This window comes from Stenotrophomonas sp. YJH_SMC_25, from assembly GCF_059369595.1.
In genome coordinates this window covers 60,238-83,263 of record NZ_JCAFSV010000015.1, presented here as the reverse complement: position 1 = coordinate 83,263, position 23,026 = coordinate 60,238, and the positions used below count along the sequence as shown (strand labels likewise).

Genomic DNA, 23,026 nt, shown 5'->3' with positions numbered 1-23,026 from the left:
GCCGGGCGGGTGGGCGTGGCGGGGGTATCCGCGCCATGGATGGCGCGGCTAAGCCTCCAGGGACGGATTCACGGCGTCCCCCGCCATGCCCACCCGCCCGGACTACTCAGGCGATCCATGAGCATGGCCACCGCGGAGGGGGCGGCGCCCGATGGCCGGTCTTTCACCCGAACCGTGGCATGCTCGGTGCCCAGTCCACCCGGAACCTCCGCCATGCGCCTGTTCACCCGTGTCCTGCCCCTGATGCTGCTGGCCTCCCTGCTGTCCGGCTGCGGCTACAACGCCATCCAGCAGAAGGATGAAGCGGTCAAGGCCAGCTGGTCCGAAGTGCTCAACCAGTACAAGCGCCGCGCCGATCTGGTGCCCAACCTGGTGCAGACCGTGAAGGGCTTTGCCAGCCAGGAAGAGCGCGTGCTGACCGAAGTCACCAACGCCCGCTCGCGTGTTGGCCAGATCAACGTCAACGCCGACGACGAAGCCTCGCTCAAGCAGTTCCAGCAGGCCCAGGGTGAACTCGGCAGCGCACTGTCGCGGCTGCTGGTGGTCACCGAGAACTACCCGGTGCTGAAGTCGGACCAGAACTTCCGCGACCTGCAGGCCCAGCTGGAAGGCACTGAAAACCGCATCACCGTCGCCCGCGGCCGCTACATCCAGCAGGTGCAGGACTACAACACCTACATCCGCTCGTTCCCGCAGGTGATCACCGCCAAGATCTTCGGTTACAAGACCAAGCCGAACTTCACCGTGGAAAACGAAGCGCAGATCTCCAACGCGCCGGCGGTCGATTTCGGCAGCGCGCCGCAGCAGCAGCCGGCACCGCAGCCGGGCCACTGACCCATGCGCCTGGCCACTGCGCTCCTGGCCCTGCTGCTGTGGCTGCCGCTGGCTTCGCATGCACAGCAGCTCGCTCCGATTCCGGCGCTGGATTCGCCGGTGGTCGATACCACCGGCACGCTGGACGCCACGCAGAAGCAGGCGCTGGTGCAGCAGGCGATTGAGCTGCAGCAGCGCAAGGGCAGCCAGTTGCAGGTGCTGGTGGTGCCCACCACCCAGCCGGAAGACATCGCGCAGTACACCACGCGGGTCTTCGACCAATGGCAGATCGGCCGCAAGGGCGTGGACGACGGGGTGCTGCTGGTGGTGGCCAAGGACGACCGGCGCGTGCGCATCGAGCCAGGCTACGGCCTGGAAGGCGCGATTCCCGATGCCATCGCCAACCGCGTCATCCAGGAATACCTGGTGCCGCGCTTCCGCAGCGGCGACTACGCCGGTGGCATCACCGATGCCACGGCGGTGCTGGTCAAGCTGATCGACGGCGAAACGCTGCCGGCACCGGTCAGTGGCCATCGCGGGCGTGAGCCCAGCGGTGGTGGCGATACCTGGTTCCTGGCGCTGTTCATCGGTGTGTTCGCCGGCAGCATCCTGCGCGGCGTGTTCTCGCGCGTGCCGCGACCGCTGCGTGGCCTGCTCGGCGGTGCCGGTGCGGCGCTGGCGGCATTCCTGTTCACCTCCACGCTGCTCGCCAGTGGCCTGGCTGGCGTCGTGGGCCTGATTGTTGCCATGCTCTCCGGTCACCCGGGCCGCTTTGCCGGTGGCGGTGGCTGGGGCGGTGGCAGCTGGGGCGGCGGAGGCGGCTTCGGCGGGGGCGGTGGATTCGGCGGCGGCGGCGGTTGGGGCGGCGGCGGTGGCCGCTCCGGCGGTGGTGGTGCTTCGGGGGGCTGGTGATGATCCAACGACTGTGTCGTCATGTATTTTCGCCGTCTGTACGGCGCGCGTTCCCGCCGGCCACGCTGCAGGCGATCACCGAGGCCATCGCAGCCGGTGAGCAGCGCCACGGTGGTCAGGTGATGTTCGCGGTGGAAGCGGATCTGCCGCTGGCCGCGCTGTGGCACAAGGTCACCCCGCGCCAGGCCGCCGAACATGCCTTCGCGCGCCTGCGCACCTGGGATACCACCCACAACAACGGTGTGCTGATCTACCTGCTGCTGGCCGACCACGCCATCGAGATCGTCGCCGACCGTGGCCTGCAGGGCCGGGTCAGCCCGGCACAATGGCAGCGGGTCTGCACCCACCTGCGGGAGGGCCTGCGTGGCTCCAATCCGGTGGAAGCGCTGCAGGATGCCATCGACGAGGTCTCCAGCCTGATCGAAGGGCACTTTCCGGCCTCGACCCGGTCGAACGATGACGCGTTGCCGAACTCGCCCCAGCTCCTTGGTTGAGCCGGGGCGGCACTGGCCCGAGAATAGGCGTTCAACCGCAAGGCACCTTCCATGATCTATTTCCACGACATCGACCCCATCGCCCTCTCGCTGGGGCCGATCAAGGTGCATTGGTACGGCATCATGTACCTGCTGGGCTTCACCGCCGCCTGGCTGCTGGGACGCAAGCGCATCGCCGCCGGCCGCCTGCCGGGCGTCGACGCCAATGGTTTCTCCGACCTGCTGTTCTACGCCATGCTCGGCGTGGTGCTGGGCGGGCGCATCGGCTACATGCTGTTCTACGCGCTGGGCGATTTCCTGCACAACCCGCTGCTGCTGTTCAAGGTGTGGGACGGCGGCATGAGCTTCCACGGTGGCCTGCTGGGCGTGCTGGGCGCCTGCTGGTGGTGGTCGCGCAAGCACAAGCTGCATTTCTTCGACACCATGGATTTCATGGCGCCGCTGGTACCGCTGGGCCTGGGCTTCGGCCGCATCGGCAACTTCATCGGTGCCGAGCTGTGGGGCAAGTACACCGACGGTACCTGGGGCGTGGTGTTCCCGTCCGGCCTGCCGGCACCGCTGAACCAGCTGGACCACGCGACCCTGCAGGCGCAGTTCGCCACCGGCGCGCTGAACCAGTTCGCGCGCCATCCGTCGCAGCTGTATGAAGCCTTCCTGGAAGGCCTGGTGATGTTCGTGGTGCTGTGGGCCGTGTCGGCCAAGCCGCGCCACCGTTACCTGGTCGGCGGTCTGTTCGCGCTGATGTACGGACTGTTCCGCTTCGCGGTGGAGTTCGTGCGCATGCCCGACAACGGCGTCTACGTGGCCTTCGACTGGCTGACCCGTGGCCAGATCCTCAGCCTGCCGCTGATTGCCTTCGGCCTGGTGCTGCTGGTGATGTCGCGCCGTGCGCCGGTACTGCAGCCGCAGCTGCCGGTGACTGCCGGGGGCAAGGCATGAAGGCTTACCTGGACCTGCTCTCGCATGTGCTCGAGCACGGCGCCGAGAAGAGCGACCGCACCGGCACCGGTACCCGCAGCGTGTTCGGCTGGCAGATGCGTTTCAACCTGGCCGACGGCTTCCCGCTGGTCACCACCAAGAAGCTCCACCTGCGCTCGATCATCCACGAGCTGCTGTGGTTCCTGAAGGGCGACACCAACATCGGCTACCTGAAGGACAACCAGGTGCGGATCTGGGACGAGTGGGCCGACGAGAACGGCGATCTCGGCCCGGTGTACGGCAAGCAGTGGCGCAGCTGGGCCACCGCCGATGGCCGTGAGATCGATCAGATGCAGTGGCTGGTCGACGAGATCAAGCGCAACCCCGATTCGCGCCGGCTGGTGGTCAGCGCCTGGAACGTGGGCGAGCTTTCGCAGATGGCGCTGATGCCGTGCCACAACCTGTTCCAGTTCTACGTGGTGGACGGCAAGCTCAGCTGCCAGCTGTACCAGCGCAGCGGCGACATCTTCCTCGGCGTGCCGTTCAACATTGCCAGCTATGCGCTGCTGACCCATATGGTGGCGCAGGCCACCGGCCTGGGCGTGGGCGATTTCGTGCACACGCTGGGCGACGCGCACCTGTATTCGAACCACTTCGAGCAGGCCCGCGAGCAGCTGTCGCGTGAACCGCGCGCGCTGCCGAAGCTGTGGTTGAACCCGGAGGTGACCGATCTGTTCGGCTTCCAGTTCGACGACATCCGCATCGACGGCTACGATCCGCACCCGGCCATCAAGGCGCCGGTGGCGGTATGAGCGCGATGAAGCTGTCGATGATCGTGGCGCTGGATCGCAACCGTGGCATCGGTCAGGGCAATGCCATGCCCTGGCACCTGCCGGATGATTTCAAGCACTTCAAGGCGCTCACCCTGGGCAAGCCGATCCTGATGGGGCGCAAGACGGCCGAATCGATCGGCCGCGTGCTGCCGGGACGGACCAACCTGGTGCTGACCCGCAGCGGCCAGGTGCCGTTCGAGGGCATGCGCGCGGTGGCGTCGCTGGACGAAGTCAAGGCGATTGCCGAAGGCGAGGGGGCCAGCGAGCTGTGCATCATCGGTGGTGGCGAGATCTTCCACCAGCTGCTGGACCAGGCCAGTGATCTGTACCTGACCTGGGTGGATGCCGAAGTCCCCGCCGATACCCATTTCCCCGAAGTCGACATGCAGGACTGGCGGGAAGTGAGCAGCGAGCCGCACCCGGCCGACGAACGCCATGCCTACGCGTTCCGCTTCGCGCACTACGTGCGCCGCTGATCGCGCAAATACCAACGAAAACACCGACGGGGATGTCGACGGGGTAGAGTCGACTGTTGGTCGACTGCTCTCGGCGGTCACCCGAAAAACCCGCGCTGCGCGCGATAGTCGACTGACAGTCGACTCTACCTGGGCTGTCGCTGCGGCATCCGGTAATGCCCGATGATGGCGTGCTGGAACAACAGGTTCTCTTCGCGCGTGCCGCGCGCGATGTTGTGCAGCACCAGCGGCGTGCCATTGGCCAGCCGCCGGTCGGAGACGATGCCCACGTGCAGCAGGCCGTTGCCGTTGAGCTTCCAGGCGACGATGTCGCCGGCCGCATAGTCGGTGGCGGCGGCCGTGATCGGTTGCTGCCAGCCCTGCCGTTCGAACCAGCGCATCAGGTTCGGCACACGGCGATGATCGATGTTGCGGTCCGGCCGTGACAGGCCCCAGATCGCGGGATAGGCACTGAAATTGCCGCGCATGTCTTCATGCACGCGTGCCTGCAGGTCCAGGCCCTGGCTGCGCAGGGCACGCACCACCACGTCGGTGCACACGCCGCGATCAACCGGAACGTCGCCGCCGGGATAGGCCAGCACCTGATAGGTAGGGTCGTAGCGGGTGGTGACGCCGACCTGTGCGCGCGCCGCTGCCACCAGCGGCGGCGAAGGCGCCTGCGGCTGCGATGGCGTGAGGCCGGCGTTTCCGCCGTCGGCGGGGGCCGGGGCCGAAGGGGGCTGGCAGCCGCTGGCCAGGGCCACCGTCAGCAGCAGCACCGTCCATGGTGCCCCACCGCGCCGCGTCATGCCTGCGGCGGGGGACTGCTGCTGCCGGGGCCCGCAGAGCCACCACCCGCGCCGCCGCCACGGCGACGACGACGGCGTGGGCCGCGGTTGCCCGGGTTGGCGGCCGGGGTGTTGCCGCCGCCCTGTTCCTTGCCCTGCGCCGATGCCGCCGGGCGCTCGTGCGCCGGTCGCGCTGGCGGGCGTGCGTTGGGCACGGGTGCGGGGACATCGCGGCCCGGCACCTGCACCACGCGCAGTTCATCGGTATCGAGCTGGATCGCGGTCAGCTTGCCGCCCCAGACTGCGCCGGTGTCGATGGCATGCACGCCCTGGGTGATGGTCAGGCCCAGCGCCGACCAGTGGCCGCAGACGATCTTCAGGTCGCGCTCGACCCGGCCCGGCACTTCGAACCAGGGGTACAGTCCCTGTTCCTGCGTGCCCGGCGTGCCCTTGTCCTCGATGCCGATGCGCCCGCGCGGGGTGCAGTAGCGCATGCGGGTGAGCACATTGATGATCGCGCGTGAACGGTCGTAGCCGGACAGGTTCGGTGCCCAGCTCGGCTTGTCGCCGTACATGTTGCGGAACAGCTTGCGGTAGCCGGCACCGTGCAGTTGCGCCTCGACCTCGGCGGCATGCTTTTCGGCCATCTGCGTGGTCCACTTCGGCGCCAGGCCGGCGTGCACCATCATCCAGCCCAGCTCGCGGTCCACGTGCACCAGCTTCTGCAGGCGCAGCCAGTCCAGCAGTTCGTCGCGGTCCTCGGCCTGCACGATGCGCAGCAGGTCCGGGTTGACCTTGCGCTGTTCCTCTTCGGTGCGTGCACCGACGGCCAGCAGCGAAAGGTCATGGTTGCCCAGCACCACCACGCTGTGCTCGCGCAGCGAATGCACCAGCCGCAGCGTTTCCAGCGACTGGCCACCGCGGTTGACCAGGTCGCCGCAGAACCACAGGGTGTCCTGCGCCGGGTCGAAGCGGATCTTCTCCAGCAGCCGCTGGGTGACGTCATAGCAGCCCTGCAGGTCGCCGATCGCCCACACACTCATCGTCCGGCCTCCGTGTCAGTGCAGGGTACGCGGGATGGCCAGCACGAAAGGTGCGCCCGGCGCGGCAAATTCGGTGCCGTCGTCGGCGACCATGTCGTAGTGGCCCTGCATGGTCCCGTGATCGGTCCCCAGCATGACACCGGACGTGTAATGGAAGTCTTCACCGGGACGCAGGCGTGGCTGCTCGCCGATCACCCCGTCGCCATCGACATGCTCGACGCGGCCGTTGGCATCGGTGATGCGCCAGTGGCGTGCGACCAGGCGCGCGGCAACACGCCCCTGGTTGTGGATGCGGATCGTGTAGGCGAACGCATAGCGTCCGTCTTCCGGCGCGGATTGATCGTCGAGGAAGCGCGGTGCGACTTCGACGGAGATGGCGTAAACGTCAGCGTCTTCCATACCGGCAGTGTAATCAGGAGGCATTGGCCAAAGCGATGAATTCGGCCACGTCCAGCTGTTCGGCGCGGGCATCGGGACGCACGCCGGCGGCAACGAACTGTTCGGCGGACACCACGTTGTTCAGGGCGTTGCGCAGGGTCTTGCGGCGCTGCCCGAAGGCGGCCTTGACCACCTCGGCGAAACGCTTGTGGTCGTTGATGTTGATCGTGGCCGGGTCACGCGGCACCAGCCGCACCACGGCCGAATCGACCTTCGGCGGCGGCCGGAACGCGCCCGGCGGCACCACGAACAGCGAGGTCACCTGGCAGTAGGCCTGCAGCATCACGCTGAGCCGGCCGTACACCTTGCTGCCGGGGCCGGCGGCCATGCGGTCGACCACTTCCTTCTGCAGCATGAAATGCATGTCGCGGATCACCGCGGCATGTTCCAGTGCATGGAACAGGATCGGCGAGGAGATGTTGTAGGGCAGGTTGCCGACCAGGCGGATCGGCTGGCCGGCGGCCAGCTCGGTGAAGTCCACGCGCAGCACGTCGCGGTGGACGATGGTCAGCTCGCCCAGCGGCTCGGCGGCGGCGGTCAGCGGCGCGATCAGGTCACGGTCGAACTCGATCACCGTCAGTTTCGGATGCACGCGCAGCAGCGGCAGCGTGATCGCGCCCTGGCCGGGACCGATCTCGACCAGGCGGTCACCGTCTTTCGGGTTGACCGCCATCACGATCTTGTCGATGTAGTGGCGGTCGGCCAGGAAATGCTGGCCAAGCTGCTTCTTGGCCGGGGCGGTGAACACCGGGCCGGAGGGGGAATGCGGGGAATTCATGCGCTCAGTGTACGTTGCCGCGCAAGCTGCGCACACAACGTCGTTGCCGCCTGCAGGCTGGAAGGATCGGCAACGCCACGGCCGGCAAGGTCCAGCGCGGTGCCGTGGTCCACTGCAACGCGTGGGTAGGGCAGGCCCAGGGTCAGGTTCACCGCCTGCTCGAAGCCCGAGTACTTCAGCACCGGCAGGCCCTGGTCGTGGTACATCGCCAGCACGGTGTCGAAGCCGGCCAGCTTGGCCGGCAGGAAGGCGGTATCGGCTGGCAGCGGCCCGATCAGGTCCATGCCCTCCGCGCGCAGGCGCTGCAGCAGCGGGATGACCAGGTCCAGTTCCTCGCGGCCCAGATGGCCGTCTTCGCCGGCGTGCGGGTTCAGGCCGAGCACGGCGATGCGTGGCGCGGTCAGGCCGAACTCGCGGCGCAGCGCGGCGTGCACGGTGCGAAGGGTGTGTTCCAGGCTGGGCGCGGTAATCGCGTCGGCCACCTCGCGCAGTGGCAGGTGGGTGGTGGCCAGGGCCACGCGCACGATGTGGTTGGCCAGCATCATCACCACCTTCACCCCAGCCTGGTCGGCCAGCAGTTCGGTGGTGCCGCTGTAGGCGATGCCGCCTTCGTTGATGACGGCCTTGTGCACCGGGCCGGTCACCACGCCGTGCAGTTCGCCTGACAGGCAGGCCTGGCCGGCACCGAGCAGGGCGCCGATGACCGCGCCGGCATTGGCCGGATCGGCCTGGCCGAAACGGCTCGGGGTGGCATTGGCCACCACGCGCAGGCGCAGGTCGCCGGGGACGCGCGCTTCGGCACCCTCGGGCAGCAGTTGCAGCGGCAGGTTCAGCGCGGCCGCGGCCGCGCGCAGGGTGTCCGGGTCGGCGAAGGCCAGCAGCCGGCAATCTTCACGCGGCTGCTGGACGAGGCGGACGCACAGCTCCGGGCCGATCCCGGCGGGCTCGCCCGGTACCAGAGCGAGCTCGGGGCGCATCGATCAGGACTGCGGCGGCGTAGCGGTGTTTTCCGCGCGGTCGCCACTGCGGAAGCTGACGTAGGCTTCGCCACGCAGTTCCTGCAGGAAGCGGTTGTACTCGTCTTCCAGCTTGCGGCGGCCAATGGTCTCGCGGACCTGGGCACGCTGGTTGTCGTTGGTCACGTCGGTCTGGCGAGTGGCCACGCGCTGCAGGATGTGCCAACCGGCATCGGTGCGGAACGGCTGGCTGACGCCGCCGTCCTGGATGGCGGCCACCTGCTGGCCAAAGGCCGGACCGAACGCATCGGCCGGGAACCAGCCCAGATCGCCGCCCTGGCCCTTGCTGTTGTTGTCCTCGGAGGACTCCTTGGCCACGGTCTCGAAGTCCGCGCCACCGGCAATGCGGGCACGCAGGGTATCGATCTTGGCTTTGGCGGCCGCGTCGGTCTGATGATCGTCCACGCGCACCAGGATGTGGCGACCGTGGTACTCGGTGACGGTGCTGGCGCCAGCGGTGGCGCTGGCATCGCGCACTTCCACCAGCTTCAACAGCTGGAAGCCGCTGGGGCCACGGATCGGGCCGACCACTTCGCCGGGCTTCATCTTTTCCATCATCTGCGCGAAGGCCTGCGGGATTTCATCCAGGCTGCGCCAGCCCAGGTCGCCGCCTTCCAGCGCATTGGGGCTGTCGGAATAGCGCACGGCCGCCGCGTTGAAGTCCAGCTCGCCCTTGTCCAGCAGGGCCTTGACGCCATCGGCCTTCTTCTGGCCGGTGGCGATCTGGTCGGCGTTGGCGCCGTCCGGCAACGCGACCAGGATGTGCGCCAGGTGGTACTGGTTGCCTACCGTGGCCTGCTGCTTCAGCGCGGCATCGACTTCACCCTCGCTGACGCTGATGCGGCTCTGCGCGAAGCTCTGGCGCAGGCGCTGCACGGTGATCTCATCACGCACCGATGCGCGGAAATCGTTGAAATCGATGCCGTCGTGGGCCAAGCGCTGGCGCAGGGCGTCCAGGTTCGAACCGTTCTGCTGGGCGATGGAGTTCATCGCCTGGTTCAGCTCCTGGTCGCTGACCCGGATGCCGCTGCCCTGGGCGCGGGCCACCTGCAGCTTGACCAGCACCAGGCGCTCGAGCACCTGGCGGCTGAGCACGTCTTCCGGCGGCAGCTGGTTCTCCCGTCCGGCGTACTGCGCCTTGATGTTGGCGATCGCACGCTGGAGCTCGCTCTGCAGGATCACGTCCTCATCGACGACGGCGGCGATGCGGTCGAGCGGCTGCGCCTCCTGGGCAAGCACCTGCAGGGGGGCGGACACGCTGGACACCGCCAGCAGCGAGGCGAGTAGAACGGGGAAGCGCTTGGTCATGGGATCAGATTCGGATCGTAGTCATCGCGGGTCGCCCCGGTGTTGCTGGGCGGCACGAGATAGAGGTCGTCGCGGTTGTAGCCGAGGATAGCACGGCGCAGAGTGCGGTCCGTGTCCTGGCCGATGGAGCTCAGGCCCTTCAGGACGAACTCCACCTGGATGGAGTTGTTCATCTCGCCTTCGCGATTGCGGACATAGCGGCGGCCGACCACACGCACGGCCAAGCAGCAGCTGTCCCACTGGACACCGCCGATGATTTCCAGCGGCTCCTTGTCCTGCAGCGAGTAGTAATAGCGGCCGACCAGGCTCCAACGCGCATTCAGCGGGTACAGGAACGACAGGTCGGCCTGCTCCAGCAGGGTGCGGTCATGCTTGTTGGCACCGGGCAGAGCACCGGCATTGATGCGGTAGCGGTAGCTCAGGTTGACCACGCCGTCGTTGGGCATCAGGTAACGGGCACGGACGCTGGCCAGATCCTCGCGCTTGTACTTCGGGTCCCACTGGTAGGTGGCGCCCAGGGTCCAGCGGTCGTTGATCATGTAGTTGCCGTCGGCGATCCAGGCCGACTTGCCCTTTTCCACCGGAGCACCACCTGGGGTGGTGGTCACCCGCGACTCATCGAAGTACTGGATCTGGCCGATCGAGGCCGAGAAACGTTCCTTGCCGGTGGTCTGGTCGATGAACCGGGTGCTCACCGCCAGGGTCAGCTGGTTGGCGTCGTTCTGGCGGTCGGCGCCGGTATAGCGCGAGTCGCGGAACAGCTGGCCCCAGCTGAAGGTGAAGTCACGGGTGTCGAAGATCGGCAGCTCGTCCTGGTTGCGGTACGGCGTGCGCAGGTAGAACAGGCGCGGTTCCAGGGTCTGCAGGAACGACTTGCCGCGGATGCTGGTTTCGCGGTCGAAGAACAGGCCGGCGTCGATGCTGCCGATCGGCAGGCTGCGGCTGGGCGAGGTATTGCCGCGCAGCTGCTCGGGCGTGGCCGTGTTCGGGTCGATGCCCTGCGAACTCAGGATCTGGGCCTGGATGCCTCTCACACCATCCACCAGGCCACGGTCCAGCTGATAGGCGGTGTAACGGTAGGCCAGGGTCGGGGTCACATACCAGGCCGCGCCGCTGATCGGGAACGACACATACGGCTTCACGTCCAATCGCGAACCGCCGCTGACACCGACGCCGTCGGTCCACTGCACTCCGTTGCGGGTGTACTGCAGATCCTTACCGGTGCCGACGGCGTTCTTGAAGTTGATGTCGTCGTGGGTGAAGCGCACCGCTTCGGCGTAGATGCCGGCTTCCAGCCAGGGCCGGACCGGCTTGTCCCAGTTGAAGTACAGGCGCGGCTGGCGGTTGTAGGGCAGGGCGCGCTCGTCGAGCGTGTAGTCGGTCAGCTGCCAGCGGTCGGCCATGATGCCGGCCGTCCAGTTCGTGCCGGTGCCATACAGGCCCACCGTGCTCTGCAGGTTGGAGGCGGTCACCCCCACCAGGCGGTTGGCGAAATCCTCGACATAGCGCTCGTCGCTGACCCAGGCCAGGTTGGCGCGGGCCTGCCAGTGGCTGTCCACGTTGTGGTAGCCGGTGAACATCACCCGGCCGCGGTCACGGTCACGCAGGCGGTCGTTGGGCATGAACGAGGTCAACACCTCGCCGCGGCCGCCGTTGTAGAGGTAGCGGAACTCGTTGTCGAGCAGCAGGCCGCGCCGGCTCATGTAGCGCGGGGTCAGCGTGTCGTCGTAGTTCGGCGCCAGGTTGAAGTAGATCGGCTGGGCGTAGTCGAAGCCGTTGCGCCCGGACATGCCCAGCTGCGGGAACAGCAGGCCGGTCTTGCGGCGGTCATCGATCGGGAACTTGAAGTACGGCGCCCACAGCACCGGCACCTTGCCGATGCGCAGCACGGCGTTGCGCGCGGTGCCGAAGCCCTCGTCGTTGTCCACTTCGATCTGCGGCGCAGACAGCTTCCACACCGGCTGCGAGGGGTCGCAGGTGGTGTAGGTGGAGCGGTGCATCTGGCCGACCGCACCCTGCAGGTCGACCGACTCGGCATCACCGTTGCCCCGGCGCGACACCAGCTGGTACTTGATGTCGGAGATCTTGTGGGTATCGCTTTCCTGGTTGCCTTCGGCACGCTTGGCGACCATCCGGATCGACCCGTCCTGGTAGCGGACATTGCCGTCGGCGATGTAGTTGCCGGTCTCGGTGTCGAAGCTGAGCTTGTCGGTACCGACGAACTGGTCACCCCGGCGCAGCGCCACGTTGCCCTCGTACTGCGGCACGGTGGTGGTGCCCAGCAGCTGGTCACCCTCGATGTCGGTCGGCTGCTGCTCGCGGGCGGCCGCGGCGGCAGCCTTGTCCTGGGCCGGAACCGGGGTGGGGGCGTCAGTGAACGCGGGAATGACGTCGGTGGCCGGGCACAGGCCCCAGTTGAGCGGCTTTTCATCGGCCATCGCCGGCAGGCTGATGGCGATGCTCAGAGGCAGGGGAAGCAGGCGGAGGGCTCGGCGCACGCGGTTCGGATTCGGGCGAAAACGGACGGTAGCTTGCCCCATCCCTTGCATAGGGGCAATGAAGGACGCCGGAGCCTGCCGGTTCGGGTTCATCCGGCGGAGGTGCCCACGGACGGCGTGAGCAGGGTCTGGACATGGGCCACGCTGCACTCGGCCAGGGCCTGCAGGTCGTAGCCACCCTCCAGCATCGAGACCACCCGGCCGGCCGCGTGACGGCGTGCCAGCGCGTGCAGTTCACCGGTGATCCAGGCGAAATCGTCGGTCTCCAGCATCAGGTCCGCCTGCGGATCACGCAGGTGGGCGTCGAAGCCGGCCGAGATCAGCAGCAGCTGCGGGCGGAAGTCGTCGATGGCCGGCAGCATCTCGTCGGCCCAGACATTGCGGAAGCGGAAGCCACCGCTGCCCGGCGGCAGCAGGATGTTCATCAGGTTGCCGGCACCGCGGTCACGGCGCAGGCCGGAATTGGGGAACAGCCCGGCCTGGTGGGTGCTGTAGTACGAGACCCGGGCGTCGTGCTGGAAGATGTCCTGGGTGCCGTTGCCGTGGTGGACGTCGAAGTCGACCACCGCGATCCGTTCCAGGCCGTGGCGGTCGCGGGCATAGGCGGCGGCGATGGCGATGTTGTTGAGCAGGCAGAAGCCCATCGCCGTGCTGCTGGTGGCGTGGTGGCCCGGCGGGCGTACCGCGCAGAAGGCCAGCGGGTCGTCGCCCAGCATCACCGCATCGACCGCGGCCACGCCGGCACCGGCGGCGTGCACGGCAGCGCTGGCCGAGCCGGGTGAGGTCCAGGTGTCCATGTCCAGCTGGCGCAGCGGTGCGGTCTGCGGTTGCAGCACGAAGTCGAGCAGGGCGCTGTCGTGGACCCGGGTCAGTTCACCGAACTTGGCCGGTGGCGCTTCGCGCCACTCCAGCTGGCCGGGGAACGCGGTGTGCAGCGCGTCCAGCACATGCTGCAGGCGTTGCGGGCACTCCGGGTGGCCGGGGCCGGGGTCGTGCAGCAGGCAGGACGGATGGGTGTAGACCAGCATCGTGCAGGCTCAGCGCTGGCGCTGCTGTGGTTGCCACAGCGCTTCGCCCTGGCCGTCGGCACGTGCCAGCACCCGGGCCAGCACGAACAACAGGTCCGACAACCTGTTCAGGTACTGCAACGCCTCGCTGCGCACGGCCTCGTGGCGGGCCAGGGTGACCGTTTCGCGCTCGGCGCGGCGGACGATGGTGCGGGCCAGATGGCAGCGCGCGGCGGCTTCGCCGCCGGCCGGCAGGATGAATTCCTTCAGCATCGGCAGGTCGGCGTTGTAATGGTCCAGCTGCTGTTCCAGGGCCGAGACATCGGCGGCGTGGATCGCGGCGTGGCCGGGGATGCACAGTTCGGCGCCCAGGTCGAACAACTGGTGCTGCAGATGCACCACCAGCGCGCGCACATCCTCGGGCAGGGGCACGGCCAGCAGCAGGCCGAGCGCGGCATTGGCCTCGTCGACGGTGCCGTAGGACGCCACCCGGGCGTCATCCTTGGGCACGCGCTGGCCGTCACCGAGGCCGGTACTGCCGTCGTCGCCGGTGCGGGTGTAGATGCGCGAGAGGCGATGACCCATGTCGCGGCTCAGTGGCGGATGTCGCGGCGGGCCTGCTGGAGCTTCAACACCTGCTCCACGGCCAGCTGCAGGGCGGCGGCCAGCGCCACGTAGATCGCCGTGGTGCGCAGGTAGGGGCCGAACCACTGCGCGTAGTTCTGTGCCCAGCCGGCCAGGGTCGGCTCGGCCACGTTGCTGCTGGTCCAGTAGAAGCCACCCTGCGCCAGCAGGTGGCAGACCGCCACCGAGGCGACCAGCAGCAGCGCGCCCTTGGCCAGTACCGGCCAGCGCGCGCTCTGGTAGTTGCGGCCCAGCAGCATGCCGCCGGCCCACAGCGAGAAATAGGCCGGCAGCAGCAGCCAGTAGCCCGGCGACACGCAGTAGTGCTGCCAGAAGTCCAGGCCGCTGCTGCGGATCACGATCCAGTCCACCAGCACCGCGAACACCATCAGCAGCGGGAACGCCCAGCGCGTCCAGCGGGCCAGGTAGAAGCCACCGATGAAGAACACCGCCCATGAGGCATCGGGGATCGCCGCGAAGTGATTGACACGGGTCGCTGCCAGCACCAGAACGAGCACGGACAGGACGAAGGCGCGGTTGGCAGTGTCGGACATGGTGGCGGGCCCGGAGCGGATTCAGGTTTCATTCTAGCCCGCCGCGCGGGTTGGCGCAGGACCGGCCGTTCGGCGTACAGACGGGGCGAGCGCGTATCATGAACGCATGAGTGAACGACATGACGTGCTGATTGTCGGTGGTGGCCTGGTCGGCGCCAGCCTGGCCATTGCCCTGGACCGCCTCGGCCGCGACGTGGGCCTGCTCGAGGCCAGCCCGGCCGGCGAGCTGCCGGTGGTGTTCGACCAGCGCAATCTCAGTTTCGCCGCTGCCACCGTCAATGCGCTGACCGCGCTGGGGGTGATGCAGAAGCTGGCGATGGCACCGGGCCCGATCCGGCGCATCCACGTCAGCCGTGCCGGCGATTTCGGCCGTGTGCAGCTGGAAGCGGCCGATTACGACCGGCCTTGGTTCGGCCAGGTGGTGGTCGCCCGCGACTTCGGCCAGGCGCTGGAAGGGCGGCTTCAGGAGCTGCCGCGGCTGCGCCGTTACCGGCCGATGCGGTTCCTGGGCCTGGGTGAAGTGGTCGACGGCTACCGCCAGGTGCGGGTCGCCGATGAGGCCGGCGAGCGCGTATTGCTGGCACGGCTGGTGGTGGGTGCCGACGGTACGACCAGTGGCGTGCGTGGTGCACTGGGCATCGAGGTCGACCGCCATGATTTCCAGCAGACCCTGTTCGTGGCCCGTGTACGCAGCCAGCGCGCGCCGGATGGCACCGCGTGGGAGCGTTTCACCGATACCGGCCCGACGGCCCTGCTGCCGCGCGGCGATCGTCACTTCGGCACCGTGCATGGTGTTGCGCGCGACCAGGCCGATGCGGTGATGGCGCTGGACGATGCCGCCTGGCTGCAACGCCTGCAGAACGCGATCGGCTGGCGTGCCGGCCGCCTACTCGAGTCCGGCCCGCGCAGCGCCTACCCGCTCATCCAGGTGCTGGCGCGTGCGCTGGCCGGTGAGCGCACGGTGCTGCTGGGCAATGCCGCGCAGACCATTCATCCGCTGGGTGCACAGGGCTTCAACCTGGGCCTGCGCGATGCGCTGACCCTGGCCGAGCTGCTGGAGGATGCGCATGAAGATGCCGGCAGTGATGCACTGCTGCAGGCCTATGTCGCGCGCCGCGAGGAAGATCGCCGGCAGACGGTGGCGTTCTCCGGCGGCCTGGCGCGCCTGACCAGCAACCCGGCGCCGCTGATGCGGCCGCTGCGCAGCCTCGGCCTGGTGGCCGCGCAACGCGCATCGGTGCAGTCGATGCTGGTCGGTGGCGCGATGGGCTTCCGCGGCGAAGTGCCGCGCCTGTGCCGCGGAGAAGCCGCATGAGCCGGCGCATGCGCCTTGATGTGGCCATCGTCGGTGGTGGCGTGGTCGGTGCCGCGTGCGCGCTGGCGCTGGCCGATGCCGGCCTGTCGGTTGCGCTGGTGGAAGGTCGTGAGCCCGCGCCGTGGCAGGCCGCACAGCCTGACCTCCGCGTGTTCGCCTTCGCTGCTGACAACGTACAACTGTTGAGCCGCCTGGGCGTGTGGCCGGCGATCGCGCAGGCCCGCGCCTGGCCCTACCGGCGCATGCAGGTGTGGGATGCGGCCGGTGGCGAAGATCTGCTGTTCGATGCCGATCGCTTCGGCCGTCGTGAACTGGGCTACATCGTCGAGAACGGCCTGCTGCAGGATCGGCTGTGGGCGGCGTTGCCGGCGGCGGGCGTGCAGCTGCACTGCCCGGCGCGGGTGGAAGCGCTGGAGCAGGACGACGACGGCGTGCGCCTGCGCCTGGATGACGGTCGTCGCCTGGAAGCGGCGTTGGCGGTAGCCGCCGACGGCGCCGAATCGACCCTGCGCCAACTGGCCGGGATCGAGGTTGAAAAGCATGACTACCACCAGCGTGGCGTGGTGGCCTACGTGGACAGCGATCTTCCCAACCAGGCCACCGCCTGGCAGCGTTTCCTGCCGAGCGGGCCGCTGGCGCTGCTGCCGGTGGCCGAGCGCCGCAGCTCGATCGTCTGGACCCTGCCCGAGGACGAGGCGGCGCGCGTGCTGGCGCTGGACGAAGACAGCTTCAACCGCGAACTGACCCGCGCCTTCGCGGCGCGGTTGGGTGAGCTGCGGCTGGCATCACCGCGCGCAGCCTTCCCGCTGCGCCGCCAGCTGGCACGTCACTACGTGGCCGGCCGTGTGCTGGCATTGGGTGATGCCGCGCACGTGGTGCATCCGCTGGCCGGGCAGGGCGTGAACCTGGGCCTGCGCGATGTGGCCGCCCTGCAGCAGTGGCTGGCGCCGTCGGCCGAGCGCCGTGGTCAGCCGCGGCTGTCGCCACAGCGCCTGCAGCGCTGGGCGCGCGAACGGCGTAGCGACAACCACATCGCCGCCTACAGCTTCGATGCGATCAACCGCCTGTTCTCCAACGACGAAATGCACCTGACCCTGGCCCGCGGCCGCGCGCTGGGCTGCGTCGGCAAATGGCCACCGCTGGTGCAGGCATTCTGGAAGCGCGCCGCCGGGGTGTAGCAGAATGCAAACCGCTCTGGTGGGTGCCCGACGTCAGTAGATCCACGCCATGCGTGGATGAAGATCGCGCTGGATCAAAAAAGGGGACGGAGGGGATTAAGTCGTTTGTGGCACAAACGACTTAATCCCCTCCGTCCCCTTTTTCAGTCGACCAGCCAGCCGGCCAGGTCGGCACGATCTAGCTTGCCGCGACGCTTCAGGTCCAACGCATTGAACTCATCGGCCAGCGCCGGATTCGCCTGCGCTTCCTCGCGGCTGATGAAACCATCGCCGTTCACATCCAGCGCAGCGAAGTGGATGCGGTACTGGCCAACCACGCTGCTCGGTTCCAGCGAACGCACGGTCACCTGCGCCTCGCCGGCCGGCTGCGGAATCTCGACGCTGCCGCTGACCCGGCCCGCATCCAGCGGTTGCTGGCGGATCGCGCCGCCGGTGGGGCCCAGCGGCTGGCTTTGTGCCGGGGTGTGCGGCAATTGCTGGGCCACCGCTGGTGCGGCGGCCAGCAGGGTGATCAGCAGCGGAATCGTTCGATGTCGCATGGATGCTCCTCCCTCTGCAGCGCCGGGGTATGCCCGGCGGACGTGATGGCGTCAGCGCAGTGGCGACGCCAGTACGGTGATCTCCTCACGGTCGTGATAGAGCTGCTTGGCACGCACCACCAGCGGCTTGCCGGCCTGGTCCTGGAACAGGTCCAGGCACAGGCGGGTTTCGTCCCAGCGCTTCTTCATCGGCAGCTTCAGGTTGAAGATCGCGTGCCGGCACCAGCCTTCGCGGAACCAGGTGGCCATGCGTTCGGCCACGCGGCGCGGCTGCTCGACCATGTCGCAGACCATCCAGTCCAGCGGCTGTTCCGGATGCCAGTGGAAGCCATCGGCGCGCAGGTGCTCGACCAGGCCGGTGTCCAGCACGTGCTGGCGCAGCGGGCCGTTGTCGATGCTCAACACGTGCATGTGCTGGCGGGTCAGCACCCAGGTCCAGCCGCCGGGGGCGGCACCCAGGTCGGCCGCACGCATGCCGGGCTTGGCCAGTGCTTCGCGTTCTTCCGGCGTCAGCAGGGTCAGCAGTGCTTCGTCCAGCTTCAGCGCCGAACGCGAGGGTGCTTCGGGCAGCAGCTTCAGGCGCGGGATGCCCAGTGCCCACGGCGCGCTGTCGGCCGGGTCGGCCACGCAGACGAAGGCGTGGGTGCCGTCGACGAACACCACGTGCAGGCGCGGCAGGCGGTTGTTCGGCTTGTCAGTGAGCTTGCCGGCCTTGCGCAGCGCCGGGCGCAGCGCGTTGCCAAAGGCGCGGGCCAGCCCGGACAGCGGCTTGCCGGCGTCCGAGTCCGGGTGTTCCACCCACAGGTCGCCGAAGCGTGGCGCATCGGCCAGCACGTCGAGCATCGGGGTAATGCGGTCGGCCGGGTCCAGCTGCGGCAGCTCGGCCAGCACCACCAGCTTCTGCCGCGCGAAGATCAGCTCGCGCCAGCGCAGGCGCGGCGCCAGCGCGGCGGCTTCGTCGCACATGAAAAGCACGTAGCCGTCATTGCGCTGGGTACGCGCATAACCTGCGAACCCGGCTTCGCCGGCGCGGAACTGCAGCTCGCCGGCCAGCTCGGGCTCGAAGCCCTGCCGGCACAGGCACAGCAGGCCGATGCCAGTTTCAGTAACGGGCGCCATCGCTTTCCCCATAGGCGCGCAGCACGCTGCGCGCGGCGTCGCGGTTCAGGCCCTGCACCACTTCGATGCCACGCTTGTTGAGCTCGCCGACCCAGTCGGCCGGCAGCGGGCCTTCATCGAACGGGGTCAGTTCCTCGACGTCGGCCGAGTTGGCACCGATCAGCAGGCGGTCGATGCCGGCCCACACGGTAGCGCCATAGCACTGGCAGCATGGCTGCGAACTGGTGGCCAGGGTGACCGGCGACAGCACCGCGTTCAGGCGCGGGGTCTGCAGGCGCTGCTGGGCCAGCATGTAGGCCATGTTCTCGGCGTGCGCCAGCGAGGTCGCGTGCGGCATCACCCGGTTCACGCCAGCGGCGATGACCTTGTCGTCCGGGCCGAACACCACCGCGCCGAACGGGCCGCCACTGGCGTGCTCGACGTTCAACCGCGACAGCTCGATCGCCAGCGCGACCTTGGCCTCATCGCCCGGATATCGACGATCCAGGTCGATCTGGTCGTGGATCCAGGCGGGAAGGGTCAGGTGGACTTGCGCGTACAGCATCGCGGGGGTGCCTCGTGTGGGATGGGAAAAAGTGCGGTTGCTTGGGGAACCGGCGCGCAGTGTAGCCGCATGGGCCTGTACCGGGTGTGGGCGTGGGTCAGCCCGGCGAGCCGGTGCGGATCACCACGTACTGCTTGCGGAATTCCAGCCCGGCCTGCGGCCAGCTGGCCGCGTAGGCGCGCAGCAGGGGCAGGGCGGCGGCGAAGTCGTGGCCGTTGACCCGGCAATCGGCCTCGCACAGGCCGTCGGCATCGCGCGAGGCGAACAGGCGGATGGCGAGGAATTGGCGGGCTTTCAGCAGCTCGTCGAAGGCGTCCATGCTGCGGGTGAACAGGCAGCAGGGGCAGGAGCCATGATCGTCTTCGCTGCAGGTGGAGGCATCCACTTCCTGTGCACGGTAGTGCGCCAACGGCCCCAGCACCACGGTGCGTTCGTGTTCCTCGCCATCGTCACCGGCCGGATAGGTCAGGCCCATCATCGGCAGGCCCTGTGCATCTTCGGCGCCGATCGCGGTCTGCAGGGTCGCCAGGTCCACCCGGGCCCAGGTCTGGAAGCCGGACAACAGCGATGCCTGCTCATCGGCACCATTTGCATGCTGGTACTCGAACAGGCCATCGGCGAACAACCGCGGATGCTGGCTTTCAATGACGGTGGAGGTCTGCCAACCACCGTTGTCTCGCGCGTGTGCGGCCATTGCGTGCGGGATCAGGCGCAGGCCGCTGTCCAGCAGCAGCGCGTTGCCGTCGATGCGGCTGGCGGTGCCCGCGTCCTGAAGGACCTGCTGCAGCAGCGGGAGGAGAGCGGCGGAGGTCGTGGTCATGTCAGGCCTGTGGGGTGGATGGGGTGGAACATCCAGGCAGGGCCTGGGCATCTAGCGGTCGAGCGCGTCGAGTTCGGCGCGATATCGCTGCGCGTCGGATTGCTGCTGCGGATCGTTGCCGTGGTCGCGCAGCCAGGTTTCCAGCTCGCGGCGATAGTCCGCGCGGAAATCGGCATTACCCGGGCTGAAATGCAGCTTGCGTGCCGCCACCTCCACCCGCTCGCGCGCGCTGGCCCGGGCCTGGGCGACGCCGTGCGGGGATTCGATGGTGAGGATGACGAAGTTGCGTGGGAAGCCCGGCGTGTACTTGACCACGAACGGCTGGTCGCGCGCCGGGATACGGATGGCGTTTTCCAGCGGCCACAGCGAAGCGGTGTTGGTGTGGAACACCACGTCCACGTCGCGGCCCTCGGCGGTACGCAGCACCCCTTCGTAGCGCCAGATGTACTGCTCGTTGAGCGTGGAGCTGGTTCGCTCGGCCTTGACGATCACCGCTTCACCACGCTCGCCCACCACGTTGAGGAAGGTGGCGTTGAGGAAGTGGCCGAGGAACATGTTGAGCATCGCCAGCGGGAACACCACGATGGCGTAGCCCGGAAAGCGCCGCCACCACGAGACCAGCCCGGCCAGCACCATCGCTGCAAAGAACGTCAGCAGCGGATGCTGCGAGATGAACCAGAACAGGACGGAGAGGGCGGTGATCATTGTCGATGGCGTGCGGGCGCCGTGCTGGCGCCCGCGCAGGTCCTCAGGCCGACCAGGTATCGCGCAGGGTCACGCTGCGGTTGAACACCGGCTTGGCTTCGGTGTGGTCGCGGCGGTCGGCGACGAAGTAGCCGGTACGTTCGAACTGGAACGACTGCTCCGGCGCGGCGCGGGCCGCGGCCGGCTCGACATAGCCGGTGACGGTGCGGCGCGATTCCGGATTGAGGTAATCGCGGTAGGTCTTGCCTTCCGATTCATCATCCGGGTTCGGCACCGAGAACAGGCGGTCGTACAGGCGGATCTCGGCCGGCACGCCATGCACGGCGCTGACCCAGTGGATGGTGCCCTTGACCTTGCGGTTGGCGCCTTCCATGCCCGGACGCGATTCCGGATCCAGCCAGCCGCGCAGCTCGGTGATGGTGCCGCCGGCATCCTTGATCACTTCGTCGCAGCGGATGATGCCGGCGCCGCGCAGGCGCACTTCGCCACCCGGCACCAGGCGCTTCCAGCCCTTCGGCGGCACTTCGGCGAAGTCCTCGCGGTCAATCCACACTTCGCGTGCGAACGGCACGTCGCGGCTGCCGAAGCTCTCGTCCTTCGGGTGGTTGCTGAAGGTCAGCTGTTCTTCATGGTCGTCCGGCAGGTTGGTCAGCACCAGCTTGACCGGATCGATCACTGCCATGCGGCGCGGCGCAGCGCTGTCCAGGTCTTCGCGCAGTGCGCCTTCCAGCACGCTGAAGTCGATCAGCGAATTCTGCTTGCTGATGCCCACGCGCTCGGCGAACAGGCGCATCGCGGCCGGGGTGTAGCCACGGCGACGCAGGCCCTGCAGGGTCGGCATGCGCGGGTCTTCCCAGCCGTCCACCAGCTGCTCGGTGACCAGCGCCATCAGCTTGCGCTTGCTCATCACCGTGTAGTTGATGTTCAGGCGCGAGAACTCGATCTGGCGCGGCTTGGCGGCTTCGCGCGGCAGGCCGGCATCGACCAGCGGCTGGGTCAGCGCATCGTCATGGGCGAAATCGACGTTGTCCACGCACCAGTCGTACAGCGGGCGGTGGTCTTCGAACTCCAGCGTGCACAGCGAGTGGGTGATGCCCTCGATCGAATCACCCAGCGCGTGGGCGAAGTCGTACATCGGGTAGATCGGCCACGCGTTGCCGGTGTTCTGGTGCTCGACGTGCTTGATGCGGTACAGCGCCGGATCGCGCAGGTTGATGTTGCCGCTGGCCATGTCGATCTTCGCGCGCAGGGTGCGCGCGCCATCCGGGAACTCACCGGCACGCATGCGGCGGAACAGATCGAGGTTCTCCTCGACGCTGCGGTCGCGCCACGGCGACGGGCGGCCCGGTTCGGTCAGGGTGCCGCGGTAGGCGCGCACTTCCTCGGCCGACAGGTCGCAGACATAGGCCTTGCCCTGTTCGATCAGCTTCTCGGCGGCCAGGTAATAGGCCTGGAAGTAGTCCGAAGCATGGCGCAGCTCGTTCCACTCGAAGCCCAGCCAGCGCACGTCGTCCTGGATCGCGGCCACGTATTCCGGGTCTTCCTTGGCCGGGTTGGTGTCGTCGAAGCGCAGGTTGCAGACGCCGCTGAATTCGCCGGCGATGCCGAAGTTCAGGCAGATCGACTTGGCATGGCCGATGTGCAGGTAGCCGTTCGGCTCCGGCGGGAAGCGGGTCTTGATCGCCTGGTGCTTTCCGCTGGCCAGGTCCTCGCGCACGATCTGGCGGATGAAATCGCGCTTCTCGTGGCTGTCGGCGGGGGTCTCGGGGCTGGCGGGGGTGTGCTCGGACATGAGTCTGGGGCGAAAAAGGGCAGAAAGACCAACAGTCTAGCGCGTACGGGGCAGGGCTGCCCGGTGGGGTGTGGGGATGCCGGCCCGCGGCCGGCACTACCCAACTGCACGGCGATCCACATTCCGCCGGCCCGCTGCCGGCGCTACCGGAAGGTGGATGGGTAGTGCCGGCCGCTGGCCGGCAGAACGGTCATGCGCCGTCACCACCACCATTCAGCCCCCGGGCGTATGCTGGAACCCTGTCCCACGGAGCCGCCGCATGCACATCGTGTACAAGGCCGACAACCTGTTCGACGCCCACCTGGTCAAGCACGCGCTGGAAGATGCCGGCATCCCGGCCTTCGTGTTTGGCGAGCAGCTGCTGGGCGGCATGGGCGAGCTGCCGCTGTTCGGTGTGCTGCGGGTGGGAATCCCCGATGCGGCACGCCCGCAGGCCGAGGATATCGTGGCGGCGCTGGACTTGGGCCACGCGCCGGACGCCCCCATTTCAGATGCAGACGACATAGCCGGACTTCCGGCGTAGGAGCGCATCATG

Annotated in this window: 25 protein-coding genes; 9 read left to right on the top strand and 16 right to left on the bottom strand. The window is 68.1% G+C overall.

Annotated elements, in window-relative coordinates:
- Positions 1-213 precede the first annotated feature (213 nt).
- The 6 genes from AC5P7E_RS17875 to AC5P7E_RS17850 are packed head-to-tail and all read left to right on the top strand — an operon-like array spanning position 214 to position 4,446.
- Entirely contained in the window at positions 214-834 is a 621-nt protein-coding gene (locus tag AC5P7E_RS17875; RefSeq protein ID WP_012479189.1) for a LemA family protein, read from the top strand.
- A 3-nt stretch (positions 835-837) separates the two neighbouring features.
- The gene (locus AC5P7E_RS17870; RefSeq protein WP_114619019.1) at positions 838-1,725 is read left to right on the top strand and encodes a TPM domain-containing protein; all 888 of its coding nucleotides are present in this window, start codon (positions 838-840) and stop codon (positions 1,723-1,725) included.
- Positions 1,725-2,219 (top strand): TPM domain-containing protein, encoded by a 495-nt coding sequence (locus AC5P7E_RS17865; RefSeq protein WP_033834745.1) that lies wholly within the window; start codon positions 1,725-1,727, stop codon positions 2,217-2,219. Before AC5P7E_RS17870 ends, AC5P7E_RS17865 begins: the two co-directional genes overlap by 1 nt.
- A 51-nt stretch (positions 2,220-2,270) precedes the next feature.
- A complete protein-coding gene (gene lgt, locus AC5P7E_RS17860) occupies positions 2,271-3,158 on the top strand; it encodes a prolipoprotein diacylglyceryl transferase (protein WP_012479192.1) in 888 nt (295 codons plus the stop codon).
- A complete protein-coding gene (locus AC5P7E_RS17855; protein ID WP_012479193.1) occupies positions 3,155-3,949 on the top strand; it encodes a thymidylate synthase in 795 nt (264 codons plus the stop codon). Before lgt ends, AC5P7E_RS17855 begins: the two co-directional genes overlap by 4 nt.
- A gap of 5 nt (positions 3,950-3,954) precedes the next feature.
- Positions 3,955-4,446 (top strand): dihydrofolate reductase, encoded by a 492-nt coding sequence (locus AC5P7E_RS17850; protein ID WP_088611272.1) that lies wholly within the window; start codon positions 3,955-3,957, stop codon positions 4,444-4,446.
- Positions 4,447-4,571: 125 nt separating this feature from the next.
- On the opposite strand, the gene AC5P7E_RS17845 is transcribed toward AC5P7E_RS17850, so the two are convergent.
- From AC5P7E_RS17845 to AC5P7E_RS17800, 10 genes are all read right to left on the bottom strand, one after another.
- Positions 4,572-5,234, bottom strand: coding sequence for a DUF1287 domain-containing protein (locus tag AC5P7E_RS17845; protein WP_062607764.1), 663 nt, complete (start codon positions 5,232-5,234; stop codon positions 4,572-4,574).
- Positions 5,231-6,256, bottom strand: a complete 1,026-nt coding sequence (locus AC5P7E_RS17840) for a symmetrical bis(5'-nucleosyl)-tetraphosphatase (protein ID WP_088610989.1) — start codon at positions 6,254-6,256, stop codon at positions 5,231-5,233. Before AC5P7E_RS17840 ends, AC5P7E_RS17845 begins: the two co-directional genes overlap by 4 nt.
- Positions 6,257-6,271: 15 nt before the next feature.
- Complete coding sequence (apaG, locus tag AC5P7E_RS17835; RefSeq protein ID WP_495222860.1) at positions 6,272-6,655, bottom strand: Co2+/Mg2+ efflux facilitator ApaG/CorD; 384 nt, start codon at positions 6,653-6,655, stop codon at positions 6,272-6,274.
- A 13-nt stretch (positions 6,656-6,668) separates the two neighbouring features.
- The gene (rsmA, locus tag AC5P7E_RS17830; RefSeq protein ID WP_005408139.1) at positions 6,669-7,472 is read right to left on the bottom strand and encodes a 16S rRNA (adenine(1518)-N(6)/adenine(1519)-N(6))-dimethyltransferase RsmA; all 804 of its coding nucleotides are present in this window, start codon (positions 7,470-7,472) and stop codon (positions 6,669-6,671) included.
- Positions 7,469-8,449 carry a 4-hydroxythreonine-4-phosphate dehydrogenase PdxA gene (gene pdxA / locus AC5P7E_RS17825; RefSeq protein WP_062607757.1) on the bottom strand — a complete coding sequence of 327 codons (981 nt, stop codon included), beginning with the start codon at positions 8,447-8,449 and terminating at the stop codon, positions 7,469-7,471. Before pdxA ends, rsmA begins: the two co-directional genes overlap by 4 nt.
- 3 nt (positions 8,450-8,452) lie before the next feature.
- The gene (locus AC5P7E_RS17820) at positions 8,453-9,796 is read right to left on the bottom strand and encodes a peptidylprolyl isomerase (RefSeq protein WP_005408141.1); all 1,344 of its coding nucleotides are present in this window, start codon (positions 9,794-9,796) and stop codon (positions 8,453-8,455) included.
- Positions 9,793-12,294, bottom strand: coding sequence for an LPS-assembly protein LptD (lptD, locus tag AC5P7E_RS17815; protein WP_080052387.1), 2,502 nt, complete (start codon positions 12,292-12,294; stop codon positions 9,793-9,795). The genes AC5P7E_RS17820 and lptD overlap by 4 nt, the downstream gene beginning before the upstream one ends.
- Positions 12,295-12,383: 89 nt before the next feature.
- Positions 12,384-13,322 carry a histone deacetylase family protein gene (locus AC5P7E_RS17810; protein ID WP_005408143.1) on the bottom strand — a complete coding sequence of 313 codons (939 nt, stop codon included), beginning with the start codon at positions 13,320-13,322 and terminating at the stop codon, positions 12,384-12,386.
- 9 nt (positions 13,323-13,331) lie between these two features.
- On the bottom strand, positions 13,332-13,886 hold the full coding sequence (locus AC5P7E_RS17805; RefSeq protein ID WP_005408144.1) for a cob(I)yrinic acid a,c-diamide adenosyltransferase: 555 nt from the start codon (positions 13,884-13,886) through the stop codon (positions 13,332-13,334).
- An 8-nt stretch (positions 13,887-13,894) separates the two neighbouring features.
- On the bottom strand, positions 13,895-14,479 hold the full coding sequence (locus tag AC5P7E_RS17800; protein WP_005408145.1) for a hypothetical protein: 585 nt from the start codon (positions 14,477-14,479) through the stop codon (positions 13,895-13,897).
- Between the two features lie 106 nt (positions 14,480-14,585).
- On the opposite strand from AC5P7E_RS17800, the gene ubiH reads away from it, so the two are divergent.
- Together ubiH and AC5P7E_RS17790 are read left to right on the top strand one after the other, a co-directional pair.
- On the top strand, positions 14,586-15,794 hold the full coding sequence (ubiH, locus tag AC5P7E_RS17795; protein WP_062607755.1) for a 2-octaprenyl-6-methoxyphenyl hydroxylase: 1,209 nt from the start codon (positions 14,586-14,588) through the stop codon (positions 15,792-15,794).
- Positions 15,791-16,972 (top strand): UbiH/UbiF family hydroxylase, encoded by a 1,182-nt coding sequence (locus tag AC5P7E_RS17790; protein ID WP_005408147.1) that lies wholly within the window; start codon positions 15,791-15,793, stop codon positions 16,970-16,972. The genes ubiH and AC5P7E_RS17790 overlap by 4 nt, the downstream gene beginning before the upstream one ends.
- A 143-nt stretch (positions 16,973-17,115) precedes the next feature.
- Here the strand turns inward: AC5P7E_RS17790 and AC5P7E_RS17785 are convergent, their stop codons facing one another.
- From AC5P7E_RS17785 to AC5P7E_RS17760, 6 genes are all read right to left on the bottom strand, one after another.
- The gene (locus AC5P7E_RS17785; RefSeq protein WP_043035675.1) at positions 17,116-17,511 is read right to left on the bottom strand and encodes an EF-hand domain-containing protein; all 396 of its coding nucleotides are present in this window, start codon (positions 17,509-17,511) and stop codon (positions 17,116-17,118) included.
- A 51-nt stretch (positions 17,512-17,562) separates the two neighbouring features.
- On the bottom strand, positions 17,563-18,630 hold the full coding sequence (gene rlmM / locus AC5P7E_RS17780; protein WP_005408149.1) for a 23S rRNA (cytidine(2498)-2'-O)-methyltransferase RlmM: 1,068 nt from the start codon (positions 18,628-18,630) through the stop codon (positions 17,563-17,565).
- The gene (locus AC5P7E_RS17775; RefSeq protein ID WP_004154307.1) at positions 18,614-19,174 is read right to left on the bottom strand and encodes a nucleoside deaminase; all 561 of its coding nucleotides are present in this window, start codon (positions 19,172-19,174) and stop codon (positions 18,614-18,616) included. The genes rlmM and AC5P7E_RS17775 overlap by 17 nt, the downstream gene beginning before the upstream one ends.
- A gap of 97 nt (positions 19,175-19,271) precedes the next feature.
- Entirely contained in the window at positions 19,272-19,994 is a 723-nt protein-coding gene (locus AC5P7E_RS17770; protein ID WP_088610986.1) for a DUF6348 family protein, read from the bottom strand.
- A 51-nt stretch (positions 19,995-20,045) separates the two neighbouring features.
- Positions 20,046-20,699, bottom strand: coding sequence for a hypothetical protein (locus tag AC5P7E_RS17765; protein ID WP_088610985.1), 654 nt, complete (start codon positions 20,697-20,699; stop codon positions 20,046-20,048).
- Between the two features lie 43 nt (positions 20,700-20,742).
- A complete protein-coding gene (locus AC5P7E_RS17760) occupies positions 20,743-22,491 on the bottom strand; it encodes a glutamine--tRNA ligase/YqeY domain fusion protein (RefSeq protein ID WP_088610984.1) in 1,749 nt (582 codons plus the stop codon).
- Positions 22,492-22,750: 259 nt separating this feature from the next.
- Here AC5P7E_RS17760 and AC5P7E_RS17755 point away from each other — a divergent pair, with 259 nt between their 5' ends.
- Positions 22,751-23,014, top strand: a complete 264-nt coding sequence (locus AC5P7E_RS17755; protein ID WP_005408153.1) for a putative signal transducing protein — start codon at positions 22,751-22,753, stop codon at positions 23,012-23,014.
- Positions 23,015-23,026 lie beyond the last annotated feature (12 nt).

Bases quoted from the DNA above. Each gene is read 5' to 3' on its own strand.
- AC5P7E_RS17875 (WP_012479189.1), top strand. From the start codon at position 214: ATGCGCCTGTTCACCCGTGTCCTGCCCCTGATGCTGCTGGCCTCCCTG.
- AC5P7E_RS17870 (WP_114619019.1), top strand. From the start codon at position 838: ATGCGCCTGGCCACTGCGCTCCTGGCCCTGCTGCTGTGGCTGCCGCTG.
- AC5P7E_RS17865 (WP_033834745.1), top strand. From the start codon at position 1,725: ATGATCCAACGACTGTGTCGTCATGTATTTTCGCCGTCTGTACGGCGC.
- lgt (WP_012479192.1), top strand. From the start codon at position 2,271: ATGATCTATTTCCACGACATCGACCCCATCGCCCTCTCGCTGGGGCCG.
- AC5P7E_RS17855 (WP_012479193.1), top strand. From the start codon at position 3,155: ATGAAGGCTTACCTGGACCTGCTCTCGCATGTGCTCGAGCACGGCGCC.
- AC5P7E_RS17850 (WP_088611272.1), top strand. From the start codon at position 3,955: ATGAAGCTGTCGATGATCGTGGCGCTGGATCGCAACCGTGGCATCGGT.
- AC5P7E_RS17845 (WP_062607764.1), bottom strand. From the start codon at position 5,234: ATGACGCGGCGCGGTGGGGCACCATGGACGGTGCTGCTGCTGACGGTG.
- AC5P7E_RS17840 (WP_088610989.1), bottom strand. From the start codon at position 6,256: ATGAGTGTGTGGGCGATCGGCGACCTGCAGGGCTGCTATGACGTCACC.
- apaG (WP_495222860.1), bottom strand. From the start codon at position 6,655: ATGGAAGACGCTGACGTTTACGCCATCTCCGTCGAAGTCGCACCGCGC.
- rsmA (WP_005408139.1), bottom strand. From the start codon at position 7,472: ATGAATTCCCCGCATTCCCCCTCCGGCCCGGTGTTCACCGCCCCGGCC.
- pdxA (WP_062607757.1), bottom strand. From the start codon at position 8,449: ATGCGCCCCGAGCTCGCTCTGGTACCGGGCGAGCCCGCCGGGATCGGC.
- AC5P7E_RS17820 (WP_005408141.1), bottom strand. From the start codon at position 9,796: ATGACCAAGCGCTTCCCCGTTCTACTCGCCTCGCTGCTGGCGGTGTCC.
- AC5P7E_RS17810 (WP_005408143.1), bottom strand. From the start codon at position 13,322: ATGCTGGTCTACACCCATCCGTCCTGCCTGCTGCACGACCCCGGCCCC.
- AC5P7E_RS17805 (WP_005408144.1), bottom strand. From the start codon at position 13,886: ATGGGTCATCGCCTCTCGCGCATCTACACCCGCACCGGCGACGACGGC.
- AC5P7E_RS17800 (WP_005408145.1), bottom strand. From the start codon at position 14,479: ATGTCCGACACTGCCAACCGCGCCTTCGTCCTGTCCGTGCTCGTTCTG.
- ubiH (WP_062607755.1), top strand. From the start codon at position 14,586: ATGAGTGAACGACATGACGTGCTGATTGTCGGTGGTGGCCTGGTCGGC.
- AC5P7E_RS17790 (WP_005408147.1), top strand. From the start codon at position 15,791: ATGAGCCGGCGCATGCGCCTTGATGTGGCCATCGTCGGTGGTGGCGTG.
- AC5P7E_RS17785 (WP_043035675.1), bottom strand. From the start codon at position 17,511: ATGCGACATCGAACGATTCCGCTGCTGATCACCCTGCTGGCCGCCGCA.
- rlmM (WP_005408149.1), bottom strand. From the start codon at position 18,630: ATGGCGCCCGTTACTGAAACTGGCATCGGCCTGCTGTGCCTGTGCCGG.
- AC5P7E_RS17775 (WP_004154307.1), bottom strand. From the start codon at position 19,174: ATGCTGTACGCGCAAGTCCACCTGACCCTTCCCGCCTGGATCCACGAC.
- AC5P7E_RS17770 (WP_088610986.1), bottom strand. From the start codon at position 19,994: ATGACCACGACCTCCGCCGCTCTCCTCCCGCTGCTGCAGCAGGTCCTT.
- AC5P7E_RS17765 (WP_088610985.1), bottom strand. From the start codon at position 20,699: ATGATCACCGCCCTCTCCGTCCTGTTCTGGTTCATCTCGCAGCATCCG.
- AC5P7E_RS17760 (WP_088610984.1), bottom strand. From the start codon at position 22,491: ATGTCCGAGCACACCCCCGCCAGCCCCGAGACCCCCGCCGACAGCCAC.
- AC5P7E_RS17755 (WP_005408153.1), top strand. From the start codon at position 22,751: ATGCACATCGTGTACAAGGCCGACAACCTGTTCGACGCCCACCTGGTC.